Origin of the sequence: Oribacterium parvum ACB1 (assembly GCF_000238055.2) — a bacterium.
GTDB classification, from domain to species: Bacteria; Bacillota; Clostridia; order Lachnospirales; family Lachnospiraceae; genus Oribacterium; species Oribacterium parvum.
The window spans coordinates 287856-306861 of sequence record NZ_KE148312.1; the positions used below are offsets into that span (position 1 = coordinate 287856).

Consider the following 19006-nt stretch of genomic DNA (forward strand, 5'->3'; position numbering starts at 1 on the left):
TCCGAGAAAGGGATGCTTATGGAAGCAATAAAACTACCGAAGAAGTACCGAGACATTTGTGAGGAAATCAAAAATGGCTCCTATGAAAGTTTGCCGAAGCTTGATGCCTTTGAAGAGAAGTTTCCCCATCAAAATCTTGCGGTAAGGGCCGGAGTGGAATTTTTTGACCGAAAGTATGAAGAGGCGGTAAGCCATACTCTCCTTCTAATGCCTTTCTGGGATGAGTGGTATTATTCTAATGTAGCTAACGAATATATGATGGCCATGTGCTTTGCGGCAAAGAAAATCGGACGGGAAGCGGAAGTAAGTAAAGCTCTTCATGAAGAGCAAAGTAGGCTAATGGAAGCAGAGGAAGAGAAGTGCCTTAAGGGCTCATGCCAACGCTATAATTATTGCGAGATTTTATTGCAGTATATTCATAAGGATATTTTTCCGGAATCAAGGAGCAGAGATTATCAACCTCCAAAAGAGTTAAAAACCGCTACGGACTTAATCTCAGAGTTTAAACTAAATACGGGAAAAGACTTTGATAAGATGAAGCTTCTTAATTTACTTTATATGAAGGGTAGCCCCAAAGATACAGTGGACTATTATGAAAGGATCAAGGACTTGAATCTTGGAGAGCTGTATTACGAGGAAGCTTGTATTTGCTATCGGTATCTTGGGCAGAAAGAAAAGGTATTGGAAGTGGTAGAACGTTGGGCAAAAAGTAAGCTTTGGGATGTGGCCAGCCCTACCCAGGTTCGCCCCATGAGCTTCTTTATGTATCTCTTTATGCATGAATATTTGGAGAATGAAGAGAGTTTAAAAAGAATTAGGGAAGCTATCTTCGGATAAAGATGAGGGAGGAAAGGACGAAGGGAAAGTTCGGAATGCTCCAGCTAGTTGATATAAAAAATGCTAAGACAAAATTTATTTCAGCAATTCATCAATATTTTTCTTTGCATATAATAATCTTCTTACTTCCATTGTATTGCCTATTACTACATAGAAAATCGAGAAGTTTCTTACATTGATTCTGTAGTAAACTTGCTTTCTTAATTTAGAAGATTGGTACTTTGGAAATGAAAGAGGCATTTCTAGTCGTTTGCTGATTGCGAATTCAATATCATCAAGCAATCGGTGAGCTGCACCCGGATTTTTGAGAGCATTGGTGATGTAGTATGTTACTTCGTATAAATCTTCTTGGAAGATTGGGAGAAAACTTAAGTTATATTTTGGCTTGTTCATTAATCCTTCTCCTTGCAGAACCAAAAACTTCAGATTTAGAGAGTCGAGTTGTAGAGCTTGCTGCAAGGGCATCTGCTTCATCCAGTTTTTTTTCTGTATCATCGGTCAAGGCGGAATATTGTTCAAGACTCATTAAAACCATTGTTCCATACCCATTTTTTGTGAGAAATACTGGAGCATTGGAATTAACAACAACATCTTCAATTTCAGGAAATTTGTTTCTTAAGTCAGAAACCGGACGGATATTAATCATAGGGGTTCTCCTTTTTGCTTTACTATCATAATAATATCGTTATTTTATCATAAATAGGAGAAAGGACAAGGGGGATAGTTATATTTTGAACAAGTCGTGATACAATAAATTATCTTTTTGTACAGTATTTGGCTTCGTCGGGAACTTATTACGAGCAAGCTAGTATTTGTTATCGGTATCTTGGGCAAAAAGATTGGAAGTGGTAGAACGTTGGGCAAAAAGCAAGCTTCGGGATGTAGCCAGTCCTACGCAGGTTCGTCCCATGAGCTTCTTTACGTATCCCTTTTTGCATGAGTATTTGGAAAATGAAGAGAGTTTAAAAAGAATTAGGGAAGCTATCTTTGGATAAAGATGAGGGAGGAAAAGGATGAAGAAAAACACCGTTAGAGTGATCAAAATCGGTAAGGAAGCCCTGTATGAATTTCTCTATGAAAATATGATTTCTGAGGAGGAAAGTCTCTTGCAAGTGCCTGCTACAGAAGTGATGAATAGCTTTGCCATGGACTGGGAAAGGGGAGAGTTTATTTTCATGGCACATCAGGCGGAAGATGCGGATGGAGAATTGATTCCTTTACCGAAGGAAATTCAGCCGGAAACTCTGTTGAAAGCCCTGCCGGAAACGGCTGAATCTCTACTGAAACGAGGAAAGGTCTATCGGGACTATAGCTTTGAGGAATTAAAAAGACTTTGCGGAGAAAACGAAGATAACGACGGAAATATTCATAGATGTAAAAATCCTTCCGGGTTTTAAAAAAGAAGTGTTTTTTCACAGCCTTCAGTTATAATGGAAAACAGCAGAATCAAGATAGTATCAAAGAAGCTAAGCAACAGAATCAAAGATGATATTAAAGAAGTGAAACCAATAAAATCAGAAAAGAATCAAAGAGAACCAAACCATAGAATCAAAGGAGGTTTCAGACAATGAAGTTTTTAGAGGAAGCACGGGCGTATCAGGACAATATGATTGCTGACTTGCGAGAACTTATAAAGATTGAATCCGTGCGGGATGACGATGCGGCAACGAAGGAGGCTCCATTCGGGCCAAACATTGCAAAGTGCTTGGGTAAGGCCTTGGAAATCGGTAAGCGAGACGGCTTTCAGGTGGAAAATGTCGATGGCTATGCGGGTGTAATTCAGTACGGTAATTTAGAGGAGTCGGTAGGCATACTGGGACACATGGATATCGTTCCCATCGGAGATGGCTGGCACTTTGATCCCTTGGCAGGAGAAATTAAGGACGGCTATATCATGGGAAGAGGAACCTGTGATGACAAGGGCCCTGCCATTGCGGCGTATTATGCGATGAAGATATTAAAGGATAAGGGCTATAAGCTAAAGCACAATATCCAGATGATTTTGGGTACGGATGAGGAAAATACCTCTGCCGGCATCCTTTACTATAAGAAGGTGCGTAAGAATCCTATTATGGGAATCGTACCGGATGCGGAGTTCCCCTGTATCTACGCGGAAAAGGGAATTCTGGACTTTAGCGCTGAAGGGAAAATTGATTCCTGCATAAAGTCTATGCAGTCCGGCACAGCTTTTAATGTAGTAATCGGTAAGGCGGATGTAATTGTGGATAAGCCGCTCGAAAAAGAGTATTTTGAAAAGTTCCTGCTTGCGAATGGACTAAGCGGAGAATGTCATCAGGATGAGGAGGGCGCGCATTATCATATTGATGGAAAACCCTTCCATGCTTCTCGCCCTTACATGGGTGTGAATGCGGCGGTGAAGATGTTTGAATTTGTCGGAAGCTGCTATAACGATGCCTTCAGTTTAAATGCTGTGAAGCTGTTCAAGGATCCGTACGGTGTCGGCCTGAAGGTGGATTATGACGGTGCCTACATGGGCCCCTTGACCTTTAACTTGGGTAAGGCAAATATTGAAAATGGCCGGGTTTACTTTGCCTTGGACTACCGTTATCCGAATGAATGTGAAGGCAGTGATTTGCTAAAAAGAAGTGCGGACATCATTCAGGAAGTCTTACATATCGATACGACCTTAGTAGACGATTCCAAGTGGCTTCTGAACAATCCGGACAGTGAACTCATTAAAACTTGTCTGAAGCACTACCGTGCCTTTAGCGGAGATACCTATACACCGCCTCTTCGTATCGGCGGAGGTACCTATGCGCGCAGCTTTGAGAATTTTGCCGCCTTCGGTCCGATTTTCCCGACAAGAGAATATGCATCATGGGTTGGCGCAGAGCATGAGGCGGACGAGGGCTTTGAAATAGAGACGATGCTTCTCGCCTGTGCAATTTATACCAATGTGCTTTATGATTTAGCATGTGAAAAATAAGAGCATTTGAAAAACAGGGGACAGATTGTACCGACCCCCAAAAGTTAGACCAATAATCTAACGATTGGGAGGTCGGTATTTTTATGGCTAAAATTTTCTCCTTGGATTTTTCGGGAACCATCCTTTTTCCACTCTCTTTTCCTGCTCATATAATTCATGAATACTCCAAAAGCAGGAGATGCCAAAGATGGCCAAACTTCCGGAGAGGAAAAGAGAAGGGAGAAAAAGACTGGCTATACAGGCGGATAGACCTATTAAGAAAAAAAGCCAAGCTATTTTTTTACTAAAGTAATACTCCGCATACACCACTATGGGATGAAATATCCCTATGCAGAGAAAGCAAACCAAGCCTAAGAGTAAACCTTGAAAGCTCATAGTTTAAAATACTCCCTAAGCTCTCGAAGCAGGGTATCCAAATCCACCTCTGCCCGTTCACTCATATTCTTTACCGTGGCTTTCGGCATCATAATACGAGCAAGAGGAGTGTTTAAGGCCTTAAAGCGGTCACTTAATCGGAAAAGGAGAGTCTTTACATTGGGATCCGCTTCCAAAATATCCTTTAATAAGGTATCTTCGGTGATTTCCGTCAGCTTGCCGGCTGTCAAAGACCCTGTGCTTTCTCTATTTCCTTCGTTTCCCAAAGACCCTGCGCTTTCTTTATTGCCTACATCTTCAGAAGTCTCTGAGCCTTCCCTCTTGTCTTCGTCTTCAGAAGTCTCCTTGCTTTCTCCCTTTTCCTGCTGCTCCCATGTCAAAAGAGTTTGAGAGCCCTGTAAGGAACGGATATGGGTGCAATCCTGCATCATTTCCAGCACACCACGAAACTTTCCGTTTTCATCCCGAACCGCATAGTAGATGATGTAAATAAAGAGGTCCGGCTTGTTAATCCAAAACTCCGCCTTATCCTGTTCTCCGGAACGGAACTTCTTAATGATTTCCTCAACGATATGTACCGAAGCCTTTGGATGACAGTTTTTCACATCTCTTCCGATGACATTTTTACTTCTGGGGAAAACTCTGTGCTTGGTGTCGGTGTAGAAGCAAACCAGTTCATTTTCATCTACATAGGAAAGATCCACAGGCATATGCTGATAAATCAGATTAATCTGCTCCAAGGTAAGTTGACCGGTGCTAACATTCAGCTTCTCTTCCTTATTATTAAAGCCATACTTTCCTAATAGACCGGCAAGCTCTTCTGCAAAGCCGGGAGCAGAGGAAAGACCGGAGAGGGGAGCACCGGCTGTAGAAGCTGAGGCAGAAGAGGAAGCCGAAGCTGAATTGCCGGACTTATCTGCCTGCACGCTAATATAGGCAAAACCGATTTCCTGGTCTCCCTCAGCCATATAACGGAACTCTTCTTCGTTGATCATTTCCAAGGAGGTAGGGTAGAGGATATTTTCTTCCTTGTCCATCAAATCCCGCACATCCGCCACAAGCTCAGCCTGCTTTCCGATAAATTCCTCTTCCTTATCCTCTAAGAGAAGATTGTAGCACTCTGCAATCTCATCCCGGATAAAGTCATCCAAAGTCCACATGGTGGTGGTAGGACGGGTAAAGCCTTTCTTCTCCAAAACCGGGTATAATTGGTTTTGCTTTCTGGACAAATGAATCTTGAATTTCAACAATTCTTCATAAAGTTCCAGCCATTGGTTTTTAATAAGGGGATACTGCACCAAATCCTCCACGGAAAGGAGCAATTCCTTCATTTTGGCATTTTCCCTACGATAGCAGGAGATGGGATGATTTTCCGGAAGCTCTTGATCCTTTGTGACCAAAACATCCTGGAAGACCTCCAGCATAGCTTGGATATCTTCCTTAATGCACTCGTCTTCGCTTTCTACCACCATTTCCTGCTCGATAATGGCAATTTCATAGGGAGCCAGGTGTTGTACTCTATCTTTAAGGGATTTTCTGGCTTCTTCCAAAGATATCTTTCCCTCATCATAGGCGGATTTAATTTCATGGACAATTTCTAATTTCTTAGCATCAATATTTTGAAAATTCTCTCTCATAGCTTACTCCTTCAGGGAATATTCCTATCTGCTGATCCGATAAGATCAGAAAGGAAAAAATAATATCGCATAGTTAGTTAGAAGATTCTAACTTATAACATCATAGCAAAAAAGAAGAAAGAAAAATAATAAAAATTCCATATCAAATTCTAAAGAGATTTTCATAGATTTTCTCTAAAGCCATAGCTATAGCTTATGGAAAAATATCTTCACAGAACTTAGCTGAAAGAGAGAATAAAAAATATTAATGTACTACATAATGAAGATTTTATTTCTAATTCTTAAAAACAGAATTATACCGCGTAGGTAGACAAGGCTAACTGATTTAAAAAATAATGAGTAGGAAAATATTTTGATTTTTTATAGCTCCTTTTTTTCTACAGCTAATTATCCTCTTCTTCCCAAAATAATTCATCCAATGTTTTCCCCAGTACATGACAAATGGCAAGGCAGAGGCGGATGGTAGGGTTATAGTCCCCTTTTTCTATGGCATTGATGGTTTGCCTGCTGACACCTACCAGATCTGCAAGCTCCTGCTGAGACAGATCTTTTCCCGCCCGGGCGGATTTTAAACGTAGATTTTTCATTTTCCACCTCACTCTTCATCATTCTTCATTCGATTCTTCATGAGCATGAGAATCAGGGCAATGGCAAAAAAGATACTGAGAAGGAGAGGAACCATAAAACGGCTGCTGAGCCTTCCTGCAACCCACATTTTATCGGGAGAGATATTCTCTACGGTGTTTAGGACATTCAGTACGCTGAACATAGCCCATACAGTAACACCAATGGTTTTATTTTTTTTACTGCTAAGCCCCCAGAAGGCATCATGGAAAAGGCAGTACCCCATCAGAATCAGTCCAGAGAAGAGGAGGATGGCAAGGGGGATAATTCCTGCGTCCAAATACTTCTCCAACTTATCGGCAAAGGCGGCGTAAAGCATGAGGAGTCCCATGGTGGTAAAAAAAGCATATTGATAGCCCTTCCCGCGGACGATTACCTGCCTTTCATCATAACAATCCTGTTGTTCCTTACTCAATCTGTTACGAAAAAGAACTAAGAAGGAACCTGCAAAAACACCTACAGCGATTCCTAAGTTGAAATAATTCATTGAAAACTCCTTTCCTTTTCTTGCATTCTCACTTTTTGGAGGAGGCAACACGTGTTACAAAATGTCGTAAATACTTTACATAACAAATATACACCTTCGTTTTAGAATGTCAAGTATATTTTACAAAAAGACATTAGATAGGAAACTTTCTTCAGAAGTATCCGTCTCGATTTTCTTTACCGATCATCTATTCTTCAAAAGTTCTGCTACAATGAAACTGTTTAAACAAATGAACAGAAGGGAAGCATAGATATGGACTCAAAAAAGGAATCTTTACAGTTAAAGACGGTATTCTGATAGCGCATATCGACCGTTTGCTTAAAAGTGAAGAACATAGGGCATTAATAAAGAAACAAAGTGAGGAGTAAGGAAGATGTTATTTTATTTTTCAGCTACCGGAAATACCAAGCATGTAGCAGAGAAAATTAAAGAGCCGCAGGAAGAAATGATATCCATTGAGGAAGCCTGCAAGGCAGAAAGCTATGAGTATACGGTTAAGGACGGAAGGTTTGGAATTTTAAGTCCCACCTATGCTTGGGGGTTGCCCGGTATTGTTTATGCGTTCTTGGAAAAGTTGAAGCTTCGGTATGAAACAAAGCCCTACAGCTTTTATGTGGGGACCTTCGGGACGACAACGGGGGCAGCCTCTTCGATTGCGGATAGTCTTTTAAAAGAAAAAGGTTTAGCCTTGGATGCGAAATTCGATATTCGTATGCCGGATACTTGGACTGTGATTTTTGACTTATCCAATGCGGAAAAGGTTAAAACTAGCTTAAAGCAGGCGGAAGAGGAAATCAATGAGCTTAAGGTATTACTTTCCGAAAAGAAAAAAGGAAAAGAGATGGATTTCACGGTGCCCGAATTTGTAGGAAGGATGGCGAAAAAGCTTTATGACGGTAAGATGCGAAAGACCAAGAATCTTTCTGTGTCCGATGCCTGCATCGGCTGCACACTTTGCGCTAAGAAATGCCCGGTTCAGGCTATTGAAATGCAGAACAAAAAGCCGGTTTGGGTGAAGGAGGACTGCACCATGTGTCTGGGCTGTCTTCACCGTTGCCCGAAACATGCCATATATTATGGGAACGGCAAGGCGACCAACGCCCATGGACAATATACTTATCAAAAATACGTAGGAGAGAAGAGCATGTAAGCTCTTCTTTGTGCTTTGAATAAACTTTTTTGCATCCTAAACATATTTCTCATACCGGCACTGTTCGATGACTTCTTTTCCTAAAAGTGTAATGGCTTTTTGGGGACAGGAACTTATGCAACGATAACACATGGTGCATTTTTCCAGATTGACGGCTTTGCCGTTTTGTATGCGTAGATTTCCCATGGGGCAGATGGAGGCACATAATCCGCATCCAATGCAGTCATCACTGATTTTGAGTTTTTTACTATACCCGGTGGTTTTATTATAAAACCATAATCTTTGTCCGAATAATCCTGCGAGATGAGCCGGAAAGCTTAAGCCTTCCCGGGGATATTTTCCGGTTTGTTTAATCGTGTTTGTTGCCTTTTCGATTTTTCTATCCGCTTCATGGATGATTCTTCGGTTTTCTTCTAAAGACTTTTTCAGTAATTTACTGTCACAAACCGCATCCGGCATACGAATCTGCAAACCGCCAAGGATAATTGCACCATATTTTTTTAAAACTCTGGCAAGACACCCTGTTCCATCACCGGAAAATGCTCCCATAGTGGTTATTAAAAATATCTTTTTCCCTTTTCAGACATCCTTATGCCGAATGACAAAATCTCTTACCATAAATGGCACATTGGAAAATTGTGTCGGATAAGCAAGAATAATCTCATCATTTTTTCGGATGGCATCTATAGATTCTTTATCCTCAATGGGAACACATTTCGCATCGGAATCCAGTGCAGTAAGAAATTTTTGGATGCAGTGCTTTGTATTTCCCGTACCACTTAAAAATACCCCTACCATTTATACTCCTCATATTATTGCTTGAGCCGAAAATCTGTTTCACTTTGTTCCCTATACATGAATGGAGTTGGAAATCAATTCTGCTTTCTCCCTTATACAGTAATGGAGTCAAGAATCTGCTCTACTTCCGCTTCAAGATGATCCATGTCTACAGCCCCTTTCATGGTCACGATGGAAGACAGACCATGCACCAAGGACCAGAGCGCAATAACTTTTGCATGAAGAGAAGTACTATCCCAATTCTCGGATTTTTCTTTCCATGCTTTTTCTGCGATATTTTTGAATAATACAAATGGCGGATAATTCTCTATATCTATATCTTCTATAGAAAACAAGAACCGGTAATATAGAGGATTTTCATAAAAAAAGAGGACGTAACTTTTTCCCAAATTGAAAAGAATTCTTGAAGGGTTGGAACAATCTTCCGTGGCTTTCACCAATGTCGAATAAAATCGATGATTCACATAATTACGAACTTCGGACAGAAAAGCCTCCTTATTTTTAAAATGGGCATAGGGCGCGGCAGGACTGACGCCTGTAGAATCTGCCAGTTTACGCATGGAAAGAGCTTCCAGACCATATCGATTGATATAGGCCAAGCCTTTTTCCACTAGTTCTTCTTTTAAATTCCCATGATGGTATGTATCGGATTTCAAAGCACACTCCTTTTTTGTTTCAATCTATACACTGTTTAGATTATAGCACTCAATCTAAATGATGTAAAGATGGAAAAATTTATAGGATAAAACTTAGCGATAGAGACATATTTTCCCCTGAAAGTATAAAAAATATAAGATAACTGGCAGAGGAAAATGTGGGACAAGATAGAATCCAGCCTGTTCCCTCAGCCATTTTTTTGATAAAATCTATCCGAAGTAATTTTCCTGTTGTAAATGCTGTATGGAGGAAAAGAAATGGACTATAGAACAGAACACGATTCCATGGGGGAAGTGCAGGTTCCGGTGGAGAAATACTGGGGGGCACAAACCCAGAGAAGCTTTGAGAATTTTAAAATAGGAACGGAGAAGATGCCCACTGAGATTGTTCGTGCCTTTGCCATTTTAAAAAAGGCGGCGGCAATCGCCAATAATCGCCTTGGCAAACTGGATGAAAGACGAAAAACTTTGATTTCCGGCGTATGCGATGAGATTTTGGAGGGGAAGCTCAATGAGCATTTTCCCCTTGTGGTATGGCAGACCGGCAGCGGAACCCAGTCCAACATGAATGTGAACGAAGTCATTGCCAATCGGGGAAATGAAGTGGCAGGAGAAAAGCTTTTGCATCCCAATGACCATGCCAATATGTCCCAAAGCTCCAACGATACCTTCCCAACCGCCATGCATATCGCAGCAGCCTTGGAAATCGAGGAGAGGCTTTTTCCAAGTTTGGATACCCTCATTCAGTCTTTTGAAAGACTTATGCAGGAAAATGAAGGCATTGTGAAAACCGGCCGGACTCACTTACAGGATGCCACCCCGATTAGTTTTTCTCAGGAAATCAGCGGTTGGAAAGTGATGCTCGAAAAATCGAAGGAGATGCTGCAATTAAGCCTTCCCGGACTTCGAGAACTGGCTCTTGGGGGAACTGCAGTGGGAACGGGACTCAATGCCCCTAAAGGCTTCGATTTGGAAGTGGCAAAAGCGGTTTCTGAACTTACGAAGAAGGATTTTAAAACCGCAAGCAATAAATTTCATTCTCTTACTGCGAAGGATGAGCTTGTTTTTGCCCACGGCGCCTTGAAAGCCTTGGCAGCGAATTTAATGAAAATAGCCAATGACATCAGGTGGCTGGGCAGCGGCCCAAGATGCGGTCTTGGAGAAATTTTCCTTCCGGAAAATGAGCCGGGAAGCTCCATTATGCCGGGAAAGGTAAACCCCACCCAATGCGAAGCGCTTACCATGGTGTCCGTTCAGGTTATGGCCAATGATGTGGCGGTGGGCATGGCGGCTTCTCAAGGGAATTTTGAGCTAAATGTATATATGCCGGTATGTATCTACAATTTTTTGCAGTCTGTACGCCTACTTTCCGATGCCATGTTATCCTTTAATCAGAACTGTGTTTCGGGGATTAAGGCGAACAAGGAGAAAATGCAGGAAAATCTTCATCGCTCTCTGATGCTGGTAACCTGTTTGAATCCCTACATTGGCTATGAAAATGCGGCGAAGACAGCGAAAAAGGCCTTTCAGGAAAATATCTCTTTGAAAGAAGCCTGCCTACAGCTTGGCTTCTTGACGGAAGAGAAATTTGACGAAGTGTTTCAACCGGAAAAAATGATATAAGAAGAAATGATATAAGAAACAATGAGTTAAGACAGGCACATTATCAGGAGCGACTAATACCGGAAAGAAGTATTCATTGGCAGAGGTAATAAAAAGTCAGAAATAGTAAAAAGGCAGAAATTACATAGAATAGAATTGAAATAAAGTATGGAGGAAGAAAAATGGACTATGCGAAGGAATCATTGAAACTGCATTATGAATTAAAGGGAAAGCTGGAAATTACACCGAGAGCCAAGGTAGACAGCAAAGAAGCACTAAGCCTTGCTTATACCCCGGGAGTGGCTGAACCCTGCCTAGTGATACAGAAGGATGTGGAGAAAAGCTATGAGCTGACCAGACGCTGGAATACGGTTGCAGTGGTAACGGACGGAACTGCGGTTCTAGGCTTGGGAGACATTGGGCCGGAGGCAGGCATGCCGGTTATGGAAGGAAAATGTGTGCTGTTTAAGGCATTCGGAGATGTGGATGCCATTCCGCTTTGCGTAAGAACGAAGGATGTAGAGGAAATTGTAAAGACGGTGAGTCTCCTCGCCGGAAGCTTTGGGGGAGTGAATCTGGAAGACATTTCTGCACCCCGATGTTTTGAGATTGAAAAGAGGCTAAAGGAAGTTTGCGATATTCCGATTTTCCATGATGACCAGCATGGTACTGCAGTAGTAACTTTGGCAGGTCTGATTAATGCCTTAAAGCTTACCGGGAAAAAAATCGAAGAAGTGAAGATTGTGACCTCCGGAGCCGGGGCAGCAGGCATCGCCATTATCAAACTGCTCATAAGCATGGGCGCTAAACATGTGATTATGACAGACAGGGAAGGTGCCATTTATAAGGGGAGAGAGAACTTAAATCCCATTAAGATGGAAATGGCAGAGATTACCAATCTCTCCATGGAAAAGGGAAGTCTTTCTGATGTTATCAAGAATGCGGATGTCTTTATCGGTGTTTCCGCACCGGGAACCCTAAGCAAAGACATGGTGAAGAGCATGGCGGAGAAACCCATTATTTTTGCCTGTGCGAATCCTATTCCGGAAATTTTCCCGGAAGATGCGAAGGAGGCCGGTGCTGCAGTAGTATCTACAGGACGGTCGGATTTTCCCAACCAGATCAATAATGTACTATGCTTCCCGGGTATCTTTAGAGGAGCCCTTGATGTGCGGGCAAAGGATATCAATGATGAAATGAAGGTTGCCGCAGCCTACGCTATAGCGGAACTGGTGAGCGATCAGGAACTTAATGCGGAGTATATTCTGCCGGCGGCCTTTGATGAAAGAGTGAAAGATGCCGTGGCTAAAGCCGTTTCGGAAGCGGCAAAGAAAAGCGGTGTAGCAAGACTATAGTGCTGTATGGAAATATTACATTGCAGTTCTGCATGAAGATGCTACATAGAACTTTTTTGTAATAATAAGGGCGAATGAATGATGCAAGTACAAAAGCCGGGGATTTTCCCCGGTTTTTGTGCTATGCATAGTAAGTATCGCTAGTAAAGCATGCGTTTTCTCGTTTGGAAATATGCTTCATAATATAGAATTAAAAAGCCTTTCCATTTCTCATAAAGTCAACAAGGTTAATATGTTCAATACCATTACGTTGTTGCAGAATAGAGTCAGCAGTAACTACATATTTTGGATAATTGTCTTTAATTGCTTCAAGCGGTCTGTACTCACGGTCTTCCGTTTCCTTTGATAATGCAATGGTATACGCAACCTGAATGTAGGAATATCGCATTTCATCATTTCTTAAGATGAAATCGCATTCCAGTTTTCCAACTCGTCCAACGCTAACAGAGTAGTCGTGAGATCTTGCGTATATATAGGTGATATTTTCGAGAACAGGACCGAAGTTAATTCTATTATCGGTATTCTGTGCAAAATAAAAAGCAGTGTCTGCCAGATAGTATTTTTTTTCTCCGCTTAAGGACTTTTTGGACTTCATATCAAACCTTGGGCATTCGCAAAGAATTTTCGAGTCCAACAAGGCTTTAATGTATCTTGCAATTGTGGCCTCACTGATAGCTGTTCCACTCTGCTCAATGGCTTTTTTCAAACTTTTTAGGCTGGTTGTTGCACCAAAATTATTGATAATATATTTTTGGACTGTTTCGAATGTATTCTTGTTACGGATTTTCAGCCTTCTTCTAATGTCTTTTTCAAAGATTTCATCGATAACGCTTTGAACATATCGCCTTTTTGCAGAAATACTATCCATTTGTATAGTTCTGGGAAATCCGCCTTCAAGGATGTAATTTTGTAATTCTTCTTGTCGGTCGGAAGCAATCGCTTTACCATAGAATTCTTTGATGCCTTCATACTCCTCGAAAGAAAGAGGAAACATTTCAAATTCAATGTATCTTCCGGTAAGCTTTGTCATTAACTCTCCACTTAGGAGATACGAGTTTGATCCTGTGATAAAGATTGACCATTCATTTGTCCTACGTAAACTATTAAGAATTATTTCAAAGCCCTTAACATTTTGGATTTCATCAATAAAAAGGTATTTTGTTTCGGAGACCGGAGGGATTGATTCCAATAACGCTTCTAGCTGCTCCGCCTTTAGAATTTTGTGATAGGCTTTACTGTCTAGGTCAAAGAAATAGAGTCGGTCAGTTGGAATTCCGGATTCTTTTAATTCGCTGGCAATTGTCTCCATGATACAGGATTTACCACATCTTCGGACACCGGTAATTACTTTAATGATATCGGTTTCATGGTAAAAATCACGAATCTTTTTAAGGTAGTTTTCACGAGGATACCAATTCATATTGTCTTTCCTTTTTTAAGTTTGTTTAGCCTATACTAACAAAATTGTCATAAAATATCAAGTTTAACGTTGGCGATTTTGAAAAAAATGAAAAATCACCAACGTTAAACATCTAGTATCATAATAGTATGACTTTTCTACATCTGTATGTGTTATTATTAAATGTATTATGAAAATGCTGAATATATGGTGCTCTCTGCACTGGTATATGTCATATCAGGTAGAGCAGATAGAAAGGAAAAAAATATATGACTACCGAAGAAAAATTAAAGAAGTATCAGGACTGGCTGTTCAAATGTTCTGCCTATCAAATGGCCTTAAATATCATTGGCATTGATAAGCAGACGGTGGCGCCGGAGGCAGGGGCAAGCTATAGAGACGCGCGTTCCGCCTTTTTAGCAGGAGAACTTTTCAGTCTGGAAACCGATCCGGAAATTGTGGCACTACTAAAGGATTTGCAGGAGGATCCTGAGGTGGACGCGGAAAATAAGCGGGCCATTCAGCTCTACTATAAGCAGGCTCTGGATACCCTTTGCATTCCTAAGGAGGAGTTTGTAGCTTTTAAAAAGCTTTGTGATGAGTCCTTTGATGCCTGGATTTTAGCAAAGTCCAAGGCGGATTATTCTCTCTTTGCCCCTTATCTGAAAAAGGTAATTGAGAGCCAGAAGAAGCTTTATGGCTATCGGAACAGCAACCTGTCCATTTACAATCAGATGCTGGATGACTTTGAGCCGGGGATGGACGAGGAAAAGTATGATGCCTTCTTTGCCGCTTTAAAGGAAAGACTGGTGCCGTTCATTCAGAAGGTCACAAAGGTTAAGCAGCTTCGGGAGGATTTTCTTACGCAGAGCTTCCCTGTGGAAGAGCAAAAGAAGTTTATGGAAGGGCTTTTAGAGTACTTGCATTTTGATTCCTCCTGGGGTTATCAAAATGAGTCCGAGCATCCTTTTACTTCCTGGACCTGTGAAAATGACTGCCGTACCACTACGAAGTATCTCGAGAACAATGTGATTTCTGCCATTTTGTCTACAGTGCATGAGGTAGGGCATGCCTACTATGAGCATAATATCAACCCGAAGTATGACGGAATGATTTTATCCGAGGGAGTGTCTTCCGGTATGCATGAGTCCCAGTCACGCCTTTGCGAAAATTATCTGGGAAGAACCATGGCCTTTTGGAAATATCATTATCCTAAGCTGCAAAAGTATTTTCCAAAGCAACTGGGAGAGGTGTCTTTAGAAGAGTTTTATCAGGCTGTTAACCGTTCCAAGCCTTCCTTTATCCGTACGGAAGCGGATGAATTGACCTATCCATTGCATGTCCTGATTCGTTATGAAATTGAGAAGGGCTTATTTAACGGAAGCATTTCTACAGAGGGACTGGATAAGACCTGGAATGCAAAGTACAAGGAGTATTTGGGCGTGGATGTGCCAAATGATAAAGTGGGCATCTTACAGGATGTGCACTGGTCCGACGGAAGCTTCGGCTACTTTCCCACCTATGCTTTAGGAACAGCCTTTGCAGCACAATTCATGCAGGCTATGCGGAAGGACCTGGATGTGGACAGCCTTTTGGAAGAAAATCATTTTGATGAAATCATGAACTGGCTGAAGGAGCATATCCATACCTACGGTTTCCGCTATGAGGCACCGGAGCTGATGAAAATGGTGACCGGGGAAGAGTTTAATGTAAAGTATTTCTTGGATTACATTGAGGAGAAGTACACGAAGCTGTATCAGTTGTAGGGGAGGAAATTTAAAGTTCGGTGTTTTCTAAGATGATGTTCAACATCTGACGAGGGGTAACTACATAAACTTTTTCAGGAAAATGCTTTATATTACCAGTGACAAGCCAAGCTTCTTCCATTTTTCGTTGTTCCATTACCACCTCATAAAAAACTAAATCTTTCGGATCGGGAAGACTCACGGATAGCGGTTCCGCATCTATATAGAGACCATACAGACGAAAAGTCTGTATAATATCATCAATCAAGTCTTTTGGAAGATGGAATTTGGGGCGAGATAATACATCCCGGTATTCTGACTCGATATTGTAATTTAAAACGGGTGTAATGATACCGGAAAATACCATGTCGAGAATGTTGCCGGGAACGGATTGATGCTTGAGCATTGCAGATATGAGTACATTGGTATCAATGACAGCAAAATATTTCATAAGATACTATTTCCGTGCTTCTGCAATTTCTGCGTTGATTTCATCTAAGGACATATCGGAAATACCATATTCTTCCGCAATTTTGCTGGCTTTCTCCAAAGCATAAATTCCGGGGGAATACTTTTTGTCAAGGGTCATGCTAAACGGTATACCGTTTTCCTGATTTAACCTAGACATACACATCCTAAGATAGGCAGGAAGAGAAAGTCCCAGTTTTTCTAAGATTTGTATGGATTTTAGCTTTTCTGTGTCTTCTGTTCTGAATTGAACCAGTGTACTTGCCATATTTTCGCCTCCATTCGTAGAATTTATACTAAACATCTTCTTGTGGTATTAGTATAGCAGACAGAAACCGGAAAAACAATTATACGATTACTAATGATTACAAATAATTACGATTTGATTTTTTAACGAAAGATGAGTAAAGGAGATTTTTGTGGCACGCTTTATTGTTTTTGATGTGGAGACACCGAACCGAAAGAACAACCGTATGAGTGCCGTTGGCATTACCGTGGTGGAAGAAGGAAAAATCAGCAAGGAATTTTATTCCCTTGTGAATCCGGAAACGGACTTTGATTATTTCAATGTAAAGCTTACCGGAATCAGTAAGGCCAGTGTCAAGGATGCTCCCACCTTTCCGGAATTATGGCAGCAGATTGAACCGCTTTTTTCCGATGGAATGCTGGTAGCCCACAATGCTTCTTTTGATATGAATGTGTTGAAAAACTGTCTTTTGGATTATGGCATTGACTGGAAGCCCTATGCCCGCTATCTTTGCACGGTGAAAATGGGCAGAAGCCTCTTTCCCGACAGGAGCCATAAGTTAAATATGGTCTGCGAGCATTTCGGAATTTCTCTCAATCACCATCAGGCAGACAGCGACAGTCATGCCTGTGCGGAGATTTTGCTTCGTTATCTGGAAGCCGGGGCAGAGGTAAAGGACTTTATACGGACTTGCTCGTTTAAGAAATAAAGAATATTAGAAATTTTGCAGGGAAGATATTATGAAAGACATTATCATTAAAGAAGCTCTATCGGAGGAGGCAAGAATAGCGTATGCATAGAGAAGATTTTACCTTGTGTAATCATAAACTAAGCTTATTTCAGGCGGAGAAAGCGGACTGTCCGCTGATTGTTTTTCACAGCTTTTCCGATGAGGGGGAGGCGGTGTATCAGGAGCTTCGGAAACAGAATGCAGCGGAGTGTAATTTTCTATCCATTGCCATTCATGACTGGCAGAGGGAGATGTCTCCCTGGCCGGCTGCGGCGCTCTCGAAAGACGGAGAGGATTTTTCCGGAGGCGCGGATGCATATTTGGAAAGCCTACTGTCCGCTATTTTACCTTGGGCTACGGAAAGAATTCACGGAAAGGCGAGTTTTATAGGCATAGCCGGCTATTCTCTGGCGGGATTATTTGCCTTGTATGCCCTGTATAAGACGGATGTCTTTACCCGTGTGGCCAGCATGTCGGGCTCTCTGTGGTTTCCGGGAATCAAGGAATTTTGCAAAGAAAATGCGATGAAAATTCTGCCGGAAAAGCTTTATTTGTCTATTGGAGATAAAGAGTCTAAAACAAGACATCCCATTTTACAAACCATGCAGGAAAACACCGAAGACTTGCTAAAATATTTTAAATCTATGGGAATAGAGACGACTTATGAGGTAAATCCGGGCAATCATTTTCAAGATGTAAATCTCCGCTGTGCAAAAGGGATTTTGGAGCTTTTGCAATAAATATGGATGCAAGGGATTATGGGAAGTCCGGTTGCTTTATCACGCGAAATAAACCGAGTATTTTGAGCGAGAGATGCATCTTGTCCGGTAGGGTAAAGGCGGTAAAAGCAGGAGTATAAATAGAAAAGTAGGAGGAGCAGAGGAAAAATGTTAAATAGTAAAGGTTTTGATTTATGGGCGGATGATTATGACAAATCAGTCGGGCTCTCGGAAGAAGAGAATCGTTATCCCTTTGCTGGGTACAAAAAGATTCTGGGGGATATTTATAAAATCATAATGGAAAAGTCGGATGCAGTAGTTTTGGACCTTGGATTCGGAACAGGCACATTAACCACAAAGCTATATAAAAACGGATGCACTATTTACGGACAGGATTTTTCCTCAAGAATGATAGAGCTCGCGTATGAAAAGATGCCGGGTGCACATCTCTATCAGGGAGATTTTTCAAAGGGCTTAGCGGAAAAACTGAAGCAAGAGTCCTTTGATTTTATTATTGCGACGTATTCTATTCATCACTTAGCGGATGCACAAAAGGTTGTTTTGCTAAAAGATTTGCTTGCACATCTTAAAGATGGCGGAAAGATTCTAATTGGAGATGTCGCTTTTTCAAATCGCAAGGCATTGGATCAATGCAAAAAAGAATATGCGGATGAGTGGGATAATGATGAAATCTATTGCGTTGCGGATGAACTAAGAACAGAATTTCCGAATCTGATTTTTGAGAAGAGGACATTCTGCTCCGGCATACTGATATTAGCAGGAGAAAATTTTGTCTTATAAGAAACCATTGGCCTTGAGGTAAAGTAGAAATGTCTGTAACAAGTTTTATACATGTAAACAAAGCGGAAAATGATGATTTTGATTTAGGAAAATTTAGTAGGGAAATAGAAAAGAAGTACCCGGGGACAGGAATAGAGCTGAGTAGGACTGCGTCATTTTCCTATGATGTTTGTTGGGAAAATTACTCGGAGTCCTATCAGTTTACCTTACGAATGGACAGAAAAAGATCCACCTTTGCCATAGAGTATTTTAATTCCGAAAATAGAATGAGGGATTATGCAAGCTTTATTGTATGGCTAAGCCTGTTTTTTGATCAAGAACAGGAATTAATCTTATGTGATGAAAATAATGAGGACACACTGATGCTTTCTGCGAATACCTCCGTGGAAGATATTGAGGAGTGGTTAGGAAAATTAGGGATATAAGTAT

22 protein-coding genes and 1 pseudogene are annotated in these 19006 nt (G+C 41.3%); 12 read left to right on the plus strand and 11 right to left on the minus strand.

Annotated features, from left to right (window positions below; all coding sequences use genetic code 11):
• Nucleotides 1–18 precede the first annotated feature (18 nt).
• Nucleotides 19–837, plus strand: a complete 819-nt coding sequence (locus tag HMPREF9625_RS01390; RefSeq protein WP_242822660.1) for a hypothetical protein — start codon at nt 19–21, stop codon at nt 835–837.
• A 75-nt stretch (nt 838–912) separates the two neighbouring features.
• On the opposite strand, the gene HMPREF9625_RS01395 is transcribed toward HMPREF9625_RS01390, so the two are convergent.
• Nucleotides 913–1230: a type II toxin-antitoxin system RelE/ParE family toxin gene (locus tag HMPREF9625_RS01395; RefSeq protein WP_009535065.1), complete on the minus strand. Its 318-nt coding sequence runs from the start codon at nt 1228–1230 to the stop codon at nt 913–915.
• Nucleotides 1211–1483 (minus strand): type II toxin-antitoxin system Phd/YefM family antitoxin, encoded by a 273-nt coding sequence (locus HMPREF9625_RS01400; protein ID WP_009535064.1) that lies wholly within the window; start codon nt 1481–1483, stop codon nt 1211–1213. Before HMPREF9625_RS01400 ends, HMPREF9625_RS01395 begins: the two co-directional genes overlap by 20 nt.
• A 166-nt stretch (nt 1484–1649) precedes the next feature.
• Here HMPREF9625_RS01400 and HMPREF9625_RS11260 point away from each other — a divergent pair, with 166 nt between their 5' ends.
• The 3 genes from HMPREF9625_RS11260 to HMPREF9625_RS01410 all read left to right on the plus strand — a co-directional run bounded on the left by HMPREF9625_RS11260 (nt 1650) and on the right by HMPREF9625_RS01410 (nt 3784).
• Entirely contained in the window at nt 1650–1832 is a 183-nt protein-coding gene (locus HMPREF9625_RS11260) for a hypothetical protein (RefSeq protein ID WP_009537887.1), read from the plus strand.
• Nucleotides 1833–1850: 18 nt separating this feature from the next.
• Nucleotides 1851–2234, plus strand: coding sequence for a hypothetical protein (locus HMPREF9625_RS01405; protein ID WP_009535063.1), 384 nt, complete (start codon nt 1851–1853; stop codon nt 2232–2234).
• A gap of 170 nt (nt 2235–2404) precedes the next feature.
• Nucleotides 2405–3784, plus strand: a complete 1380-nt coding sequence (locus HMPREF9625_RS01410) for a Sapep family Mn(2+)-dependent dipeptidase (RefSeq protein WP_009535062.1) — start codon at nt 2405–2407, stop codon at nt 3782–3784.
• A gap of 87 nt (nt 3785–3871) precedes the next feature.
• Here the strand turns inward: HMPREF9625_RS01410 and HMPREF9625_RS11615 are convergent, their stop codons facing one another.
• From HMPREF9625_RS11615 to HMPREF9625_RS01430, 4 genes are all read right to left on the minus strand, one after another.
• Nucleotides 3872–4159 (minus strand): DUF4491 family protein, encoded by a 288-nt coding sequence (locus HMPREF9625_RS11615; RefSeq protein WP_009537886.1) that lies wholly within the window; start codon nt 4157–4159, stop codon nt 3872–3874.
• Entirely contained in the window at nt 4156–5796 is a 1641-nt protein-coding gene (locus HMPREF9625_RS01420) for a DUF438 domain-containing protein (RefSeq protein WP_009535061.1), read from the minus strand. The genes HMPREF9625_RS11615 and HMPREF9625_RS01420 overlap by 4 nt, the downstream gene beginning before the upstream one ends.
• 383 nt (nt 5797–6179) lie before the next feature.
• Complete coding sequence (locus HMPREF9625_RS01425; protein ID WP_009535060.1) at nt 6180–6383, minus strand: helix-turn-helix transcriptional regulator; 204 nt, start codon at nt 6381–6383, stop codon at nt 6180–6182.
• Nucleotides 6384–6391: 8 nt separating this feature from the next.
• Complete coding sequence (locus HMPREF9625_RS01430) at nt 6392–6907, minus strand: hypothetical protein (RefSeq protein ID WP_009535059.1); 516 nt, start codon at nt 6905–6907, stop codon at nt 6392–6394.
• 373 nt (nt 6908–7280) lie between these two features.
• Between HMPREF9625_RS01430 and HMPREF9625_RS01435 the strand changes: the two genes are divergently transcribed.
• On the plus strand, nt 7281–8057 hold the full coding sequence (locus HMPREF9625_RS01435; protein ID WP_009535058.1) for an EFR1 family ferrodoxin: 777 nt from the start codon (nt 7281–7283) through the stop codon (nt 8055–8057).
• A 36-nt stretch (nt 8058–8093) separates the two neighbouring features.
• Here HMPREF9625_RS01435 and HMPREF9625_RS01440 read toward each other — a convergent pair.
• Together HMPREF9625_RS01440 and HMPREF9625_RS01445 are read right to left on the minus strand one after the other, a co-directional pair.
• Nucleotides 8094–8855: pseudogene (locus tag HMPREF9625_RS01440) on the minus strand (EFR1 family ferrodoxin).
• Between the two features lie 92 nt (nt 8856–8947).
• A complete protein-coding gene (locus HMPREF9625_RS01445) occupies nt 8948–9511 on the minus strand; it encodes a TetR/AcrR family transcriptional regulator (protein ID WP_009535055.1) in 564 nt (187 codons plus the stop codon).
• 258 nt (nt 9512–9769) lie between these two features.
• Between HMPREF9625_RS01445 and fumC the strand changes: the two genes are divergently transcribed.
• Both fumC and HMPREF9625_RS01455 read left to right on the plus strand, forming a co-directional pair.
• Nucleotides 9770–11134, plus strand: a complete 1365-nt coding sequence (gene fumC, locus HMPREF9625_RS01450) for a class II fumarate hydratase (RefSeq protein ID WP_009535054.1) — start codon at nt 9770–9772, stop codon at nt 11132–11134.
• Between the two features lie 161 nt (nt 11135–11295).
• A complete protein-coding gene (locus HMPREF9625_RS01455) occupies nt 11296–12468 on the plus strand; it encodes an NAD(P)-dependent malic enzyme (RefSeq protein ID WP_009535053.1) in 1173 nt (390 codons plus the stop codon).
• Nucleotides 12469–12658: 190 nt separating this feature from the next.
• Here HMPREF9625_RS01455 and HMPREF9625_RS01460 read toward each other — a convergent pair whose 3' ends face one another.
• Nucleotides 12659–13888: an ATP-binding protein gene (locus HMPREF9625_RS01460; RefSeq protein ID WP_009535052.1), complete on the minus strand. Its 1230-nt coding sequence runs from the start codon at nt 13886–13888 to the stop codon at nt 12659–12661.
• Between the two features lie 248 nt (nt 13889–14136).
• Between HMPREF9625_RS01460 and HMPREF9625_RS01465 the strand changes: the two genes are divergently transcribed.
• Nucleotides 14137–15633, plus strand: a complete 1497-nt coding sequence (locus HMPREF9625_RS01465; protein WP_009535051.1) for a carboxypeptidase M32 — start codon at nt 14137–14139, stop codon at nt 15631–15633.
• A 10-nt stretch (nt 15634–15643) separates the two neighbouring features.
• On the opposite strand, the gene HMPREF9625_RS01470 is transcribed toward HMPREF9625_RS01465, so the two are convergent.
• Both HMPREF9625_RS01470 and HMPREF9625_RS01475 read right to left on the minus strand, forming a co-directional pair.
• Nucleotides 15644–16063: a PIN domain-containing protein gene (locus HMPREF9625_RS01470; RefSeq protein ID WP_009535050.1), complete on the minus strand. Its 420-nt coding sequence runs from the start codon at nt 16061–16063 to the stop codon at nt 15644–15646.
• 6 nt (nt 16064–16069) lie between these two features.
• A complete protein-coding gene (locus HMPREF9625_RS01475; RefSeq protein ID WP_009535049.1) occupies nt 16070–16348 on the minus strand; it encodes a type II toxin-antitoxin system RelB/DinJ family antitoxin in 279 nt (92 codons plus the stop codon).
• A gap of 151 nt (nt 16349–16499) precedes the next feature.
• On the opposite strand from HMPREF9625_RS01475, the gene HMPREF9625_RS01480 reads away from it, so the two are divergent.
• The 4 genes from HMPREF9625_RS01480 (at nt 16500) to HMPREF9625_RS01495 (ending at nt 19002) form a co-directional block, all read left to right on the plus strand.
• A complete protein-coding gene (locus HMPREF9625_RS01480) occupies nt 16500–17036 on the plus strand; it encodes a 3'-5' exonuclease (RefSeq protein WP_009535048.1) in 537 nt (178 codons plus the stop codon).
• 83 nt (nt 17037–17119) lie between these two features.
• Nucleotides 17120–17797, plus strand: coding sequence for an alpha/beta hydrolase (locus HMPREF9625_RS01485; RefSeq protein ID WP_009535047.1), 678 nt, complete (start codon nt 17120–17122; stop codon nt 17795–17797).
• A 147-nt stretch (nt 17798–17944) separates the two neighbouring features.
• Nucleotides 17945–18577, plus strand: coding sequence for a class I SAM-dependent methyltransferase (locus HMPREF9625_RS01490; RefSeq protein ID WP_009535046.1), 633 nt, complete (start codon nt 17945–17947; stop codon nt 18575–18577).
• Nucleotides 18578–18606: 29 nt separating this feature from the next.
• A complete protein-coding gene (locus tag HMPREF9625_RS01495; RefSeq protein WP_009535045.1) occupies nt 18607–19002 on the plus strand; it encodes a hypothetical protein in 396 nt (131 codons plus the stop codon).
• Nucleotides 19003–19006: the final 4 nt, after the last annotated feature.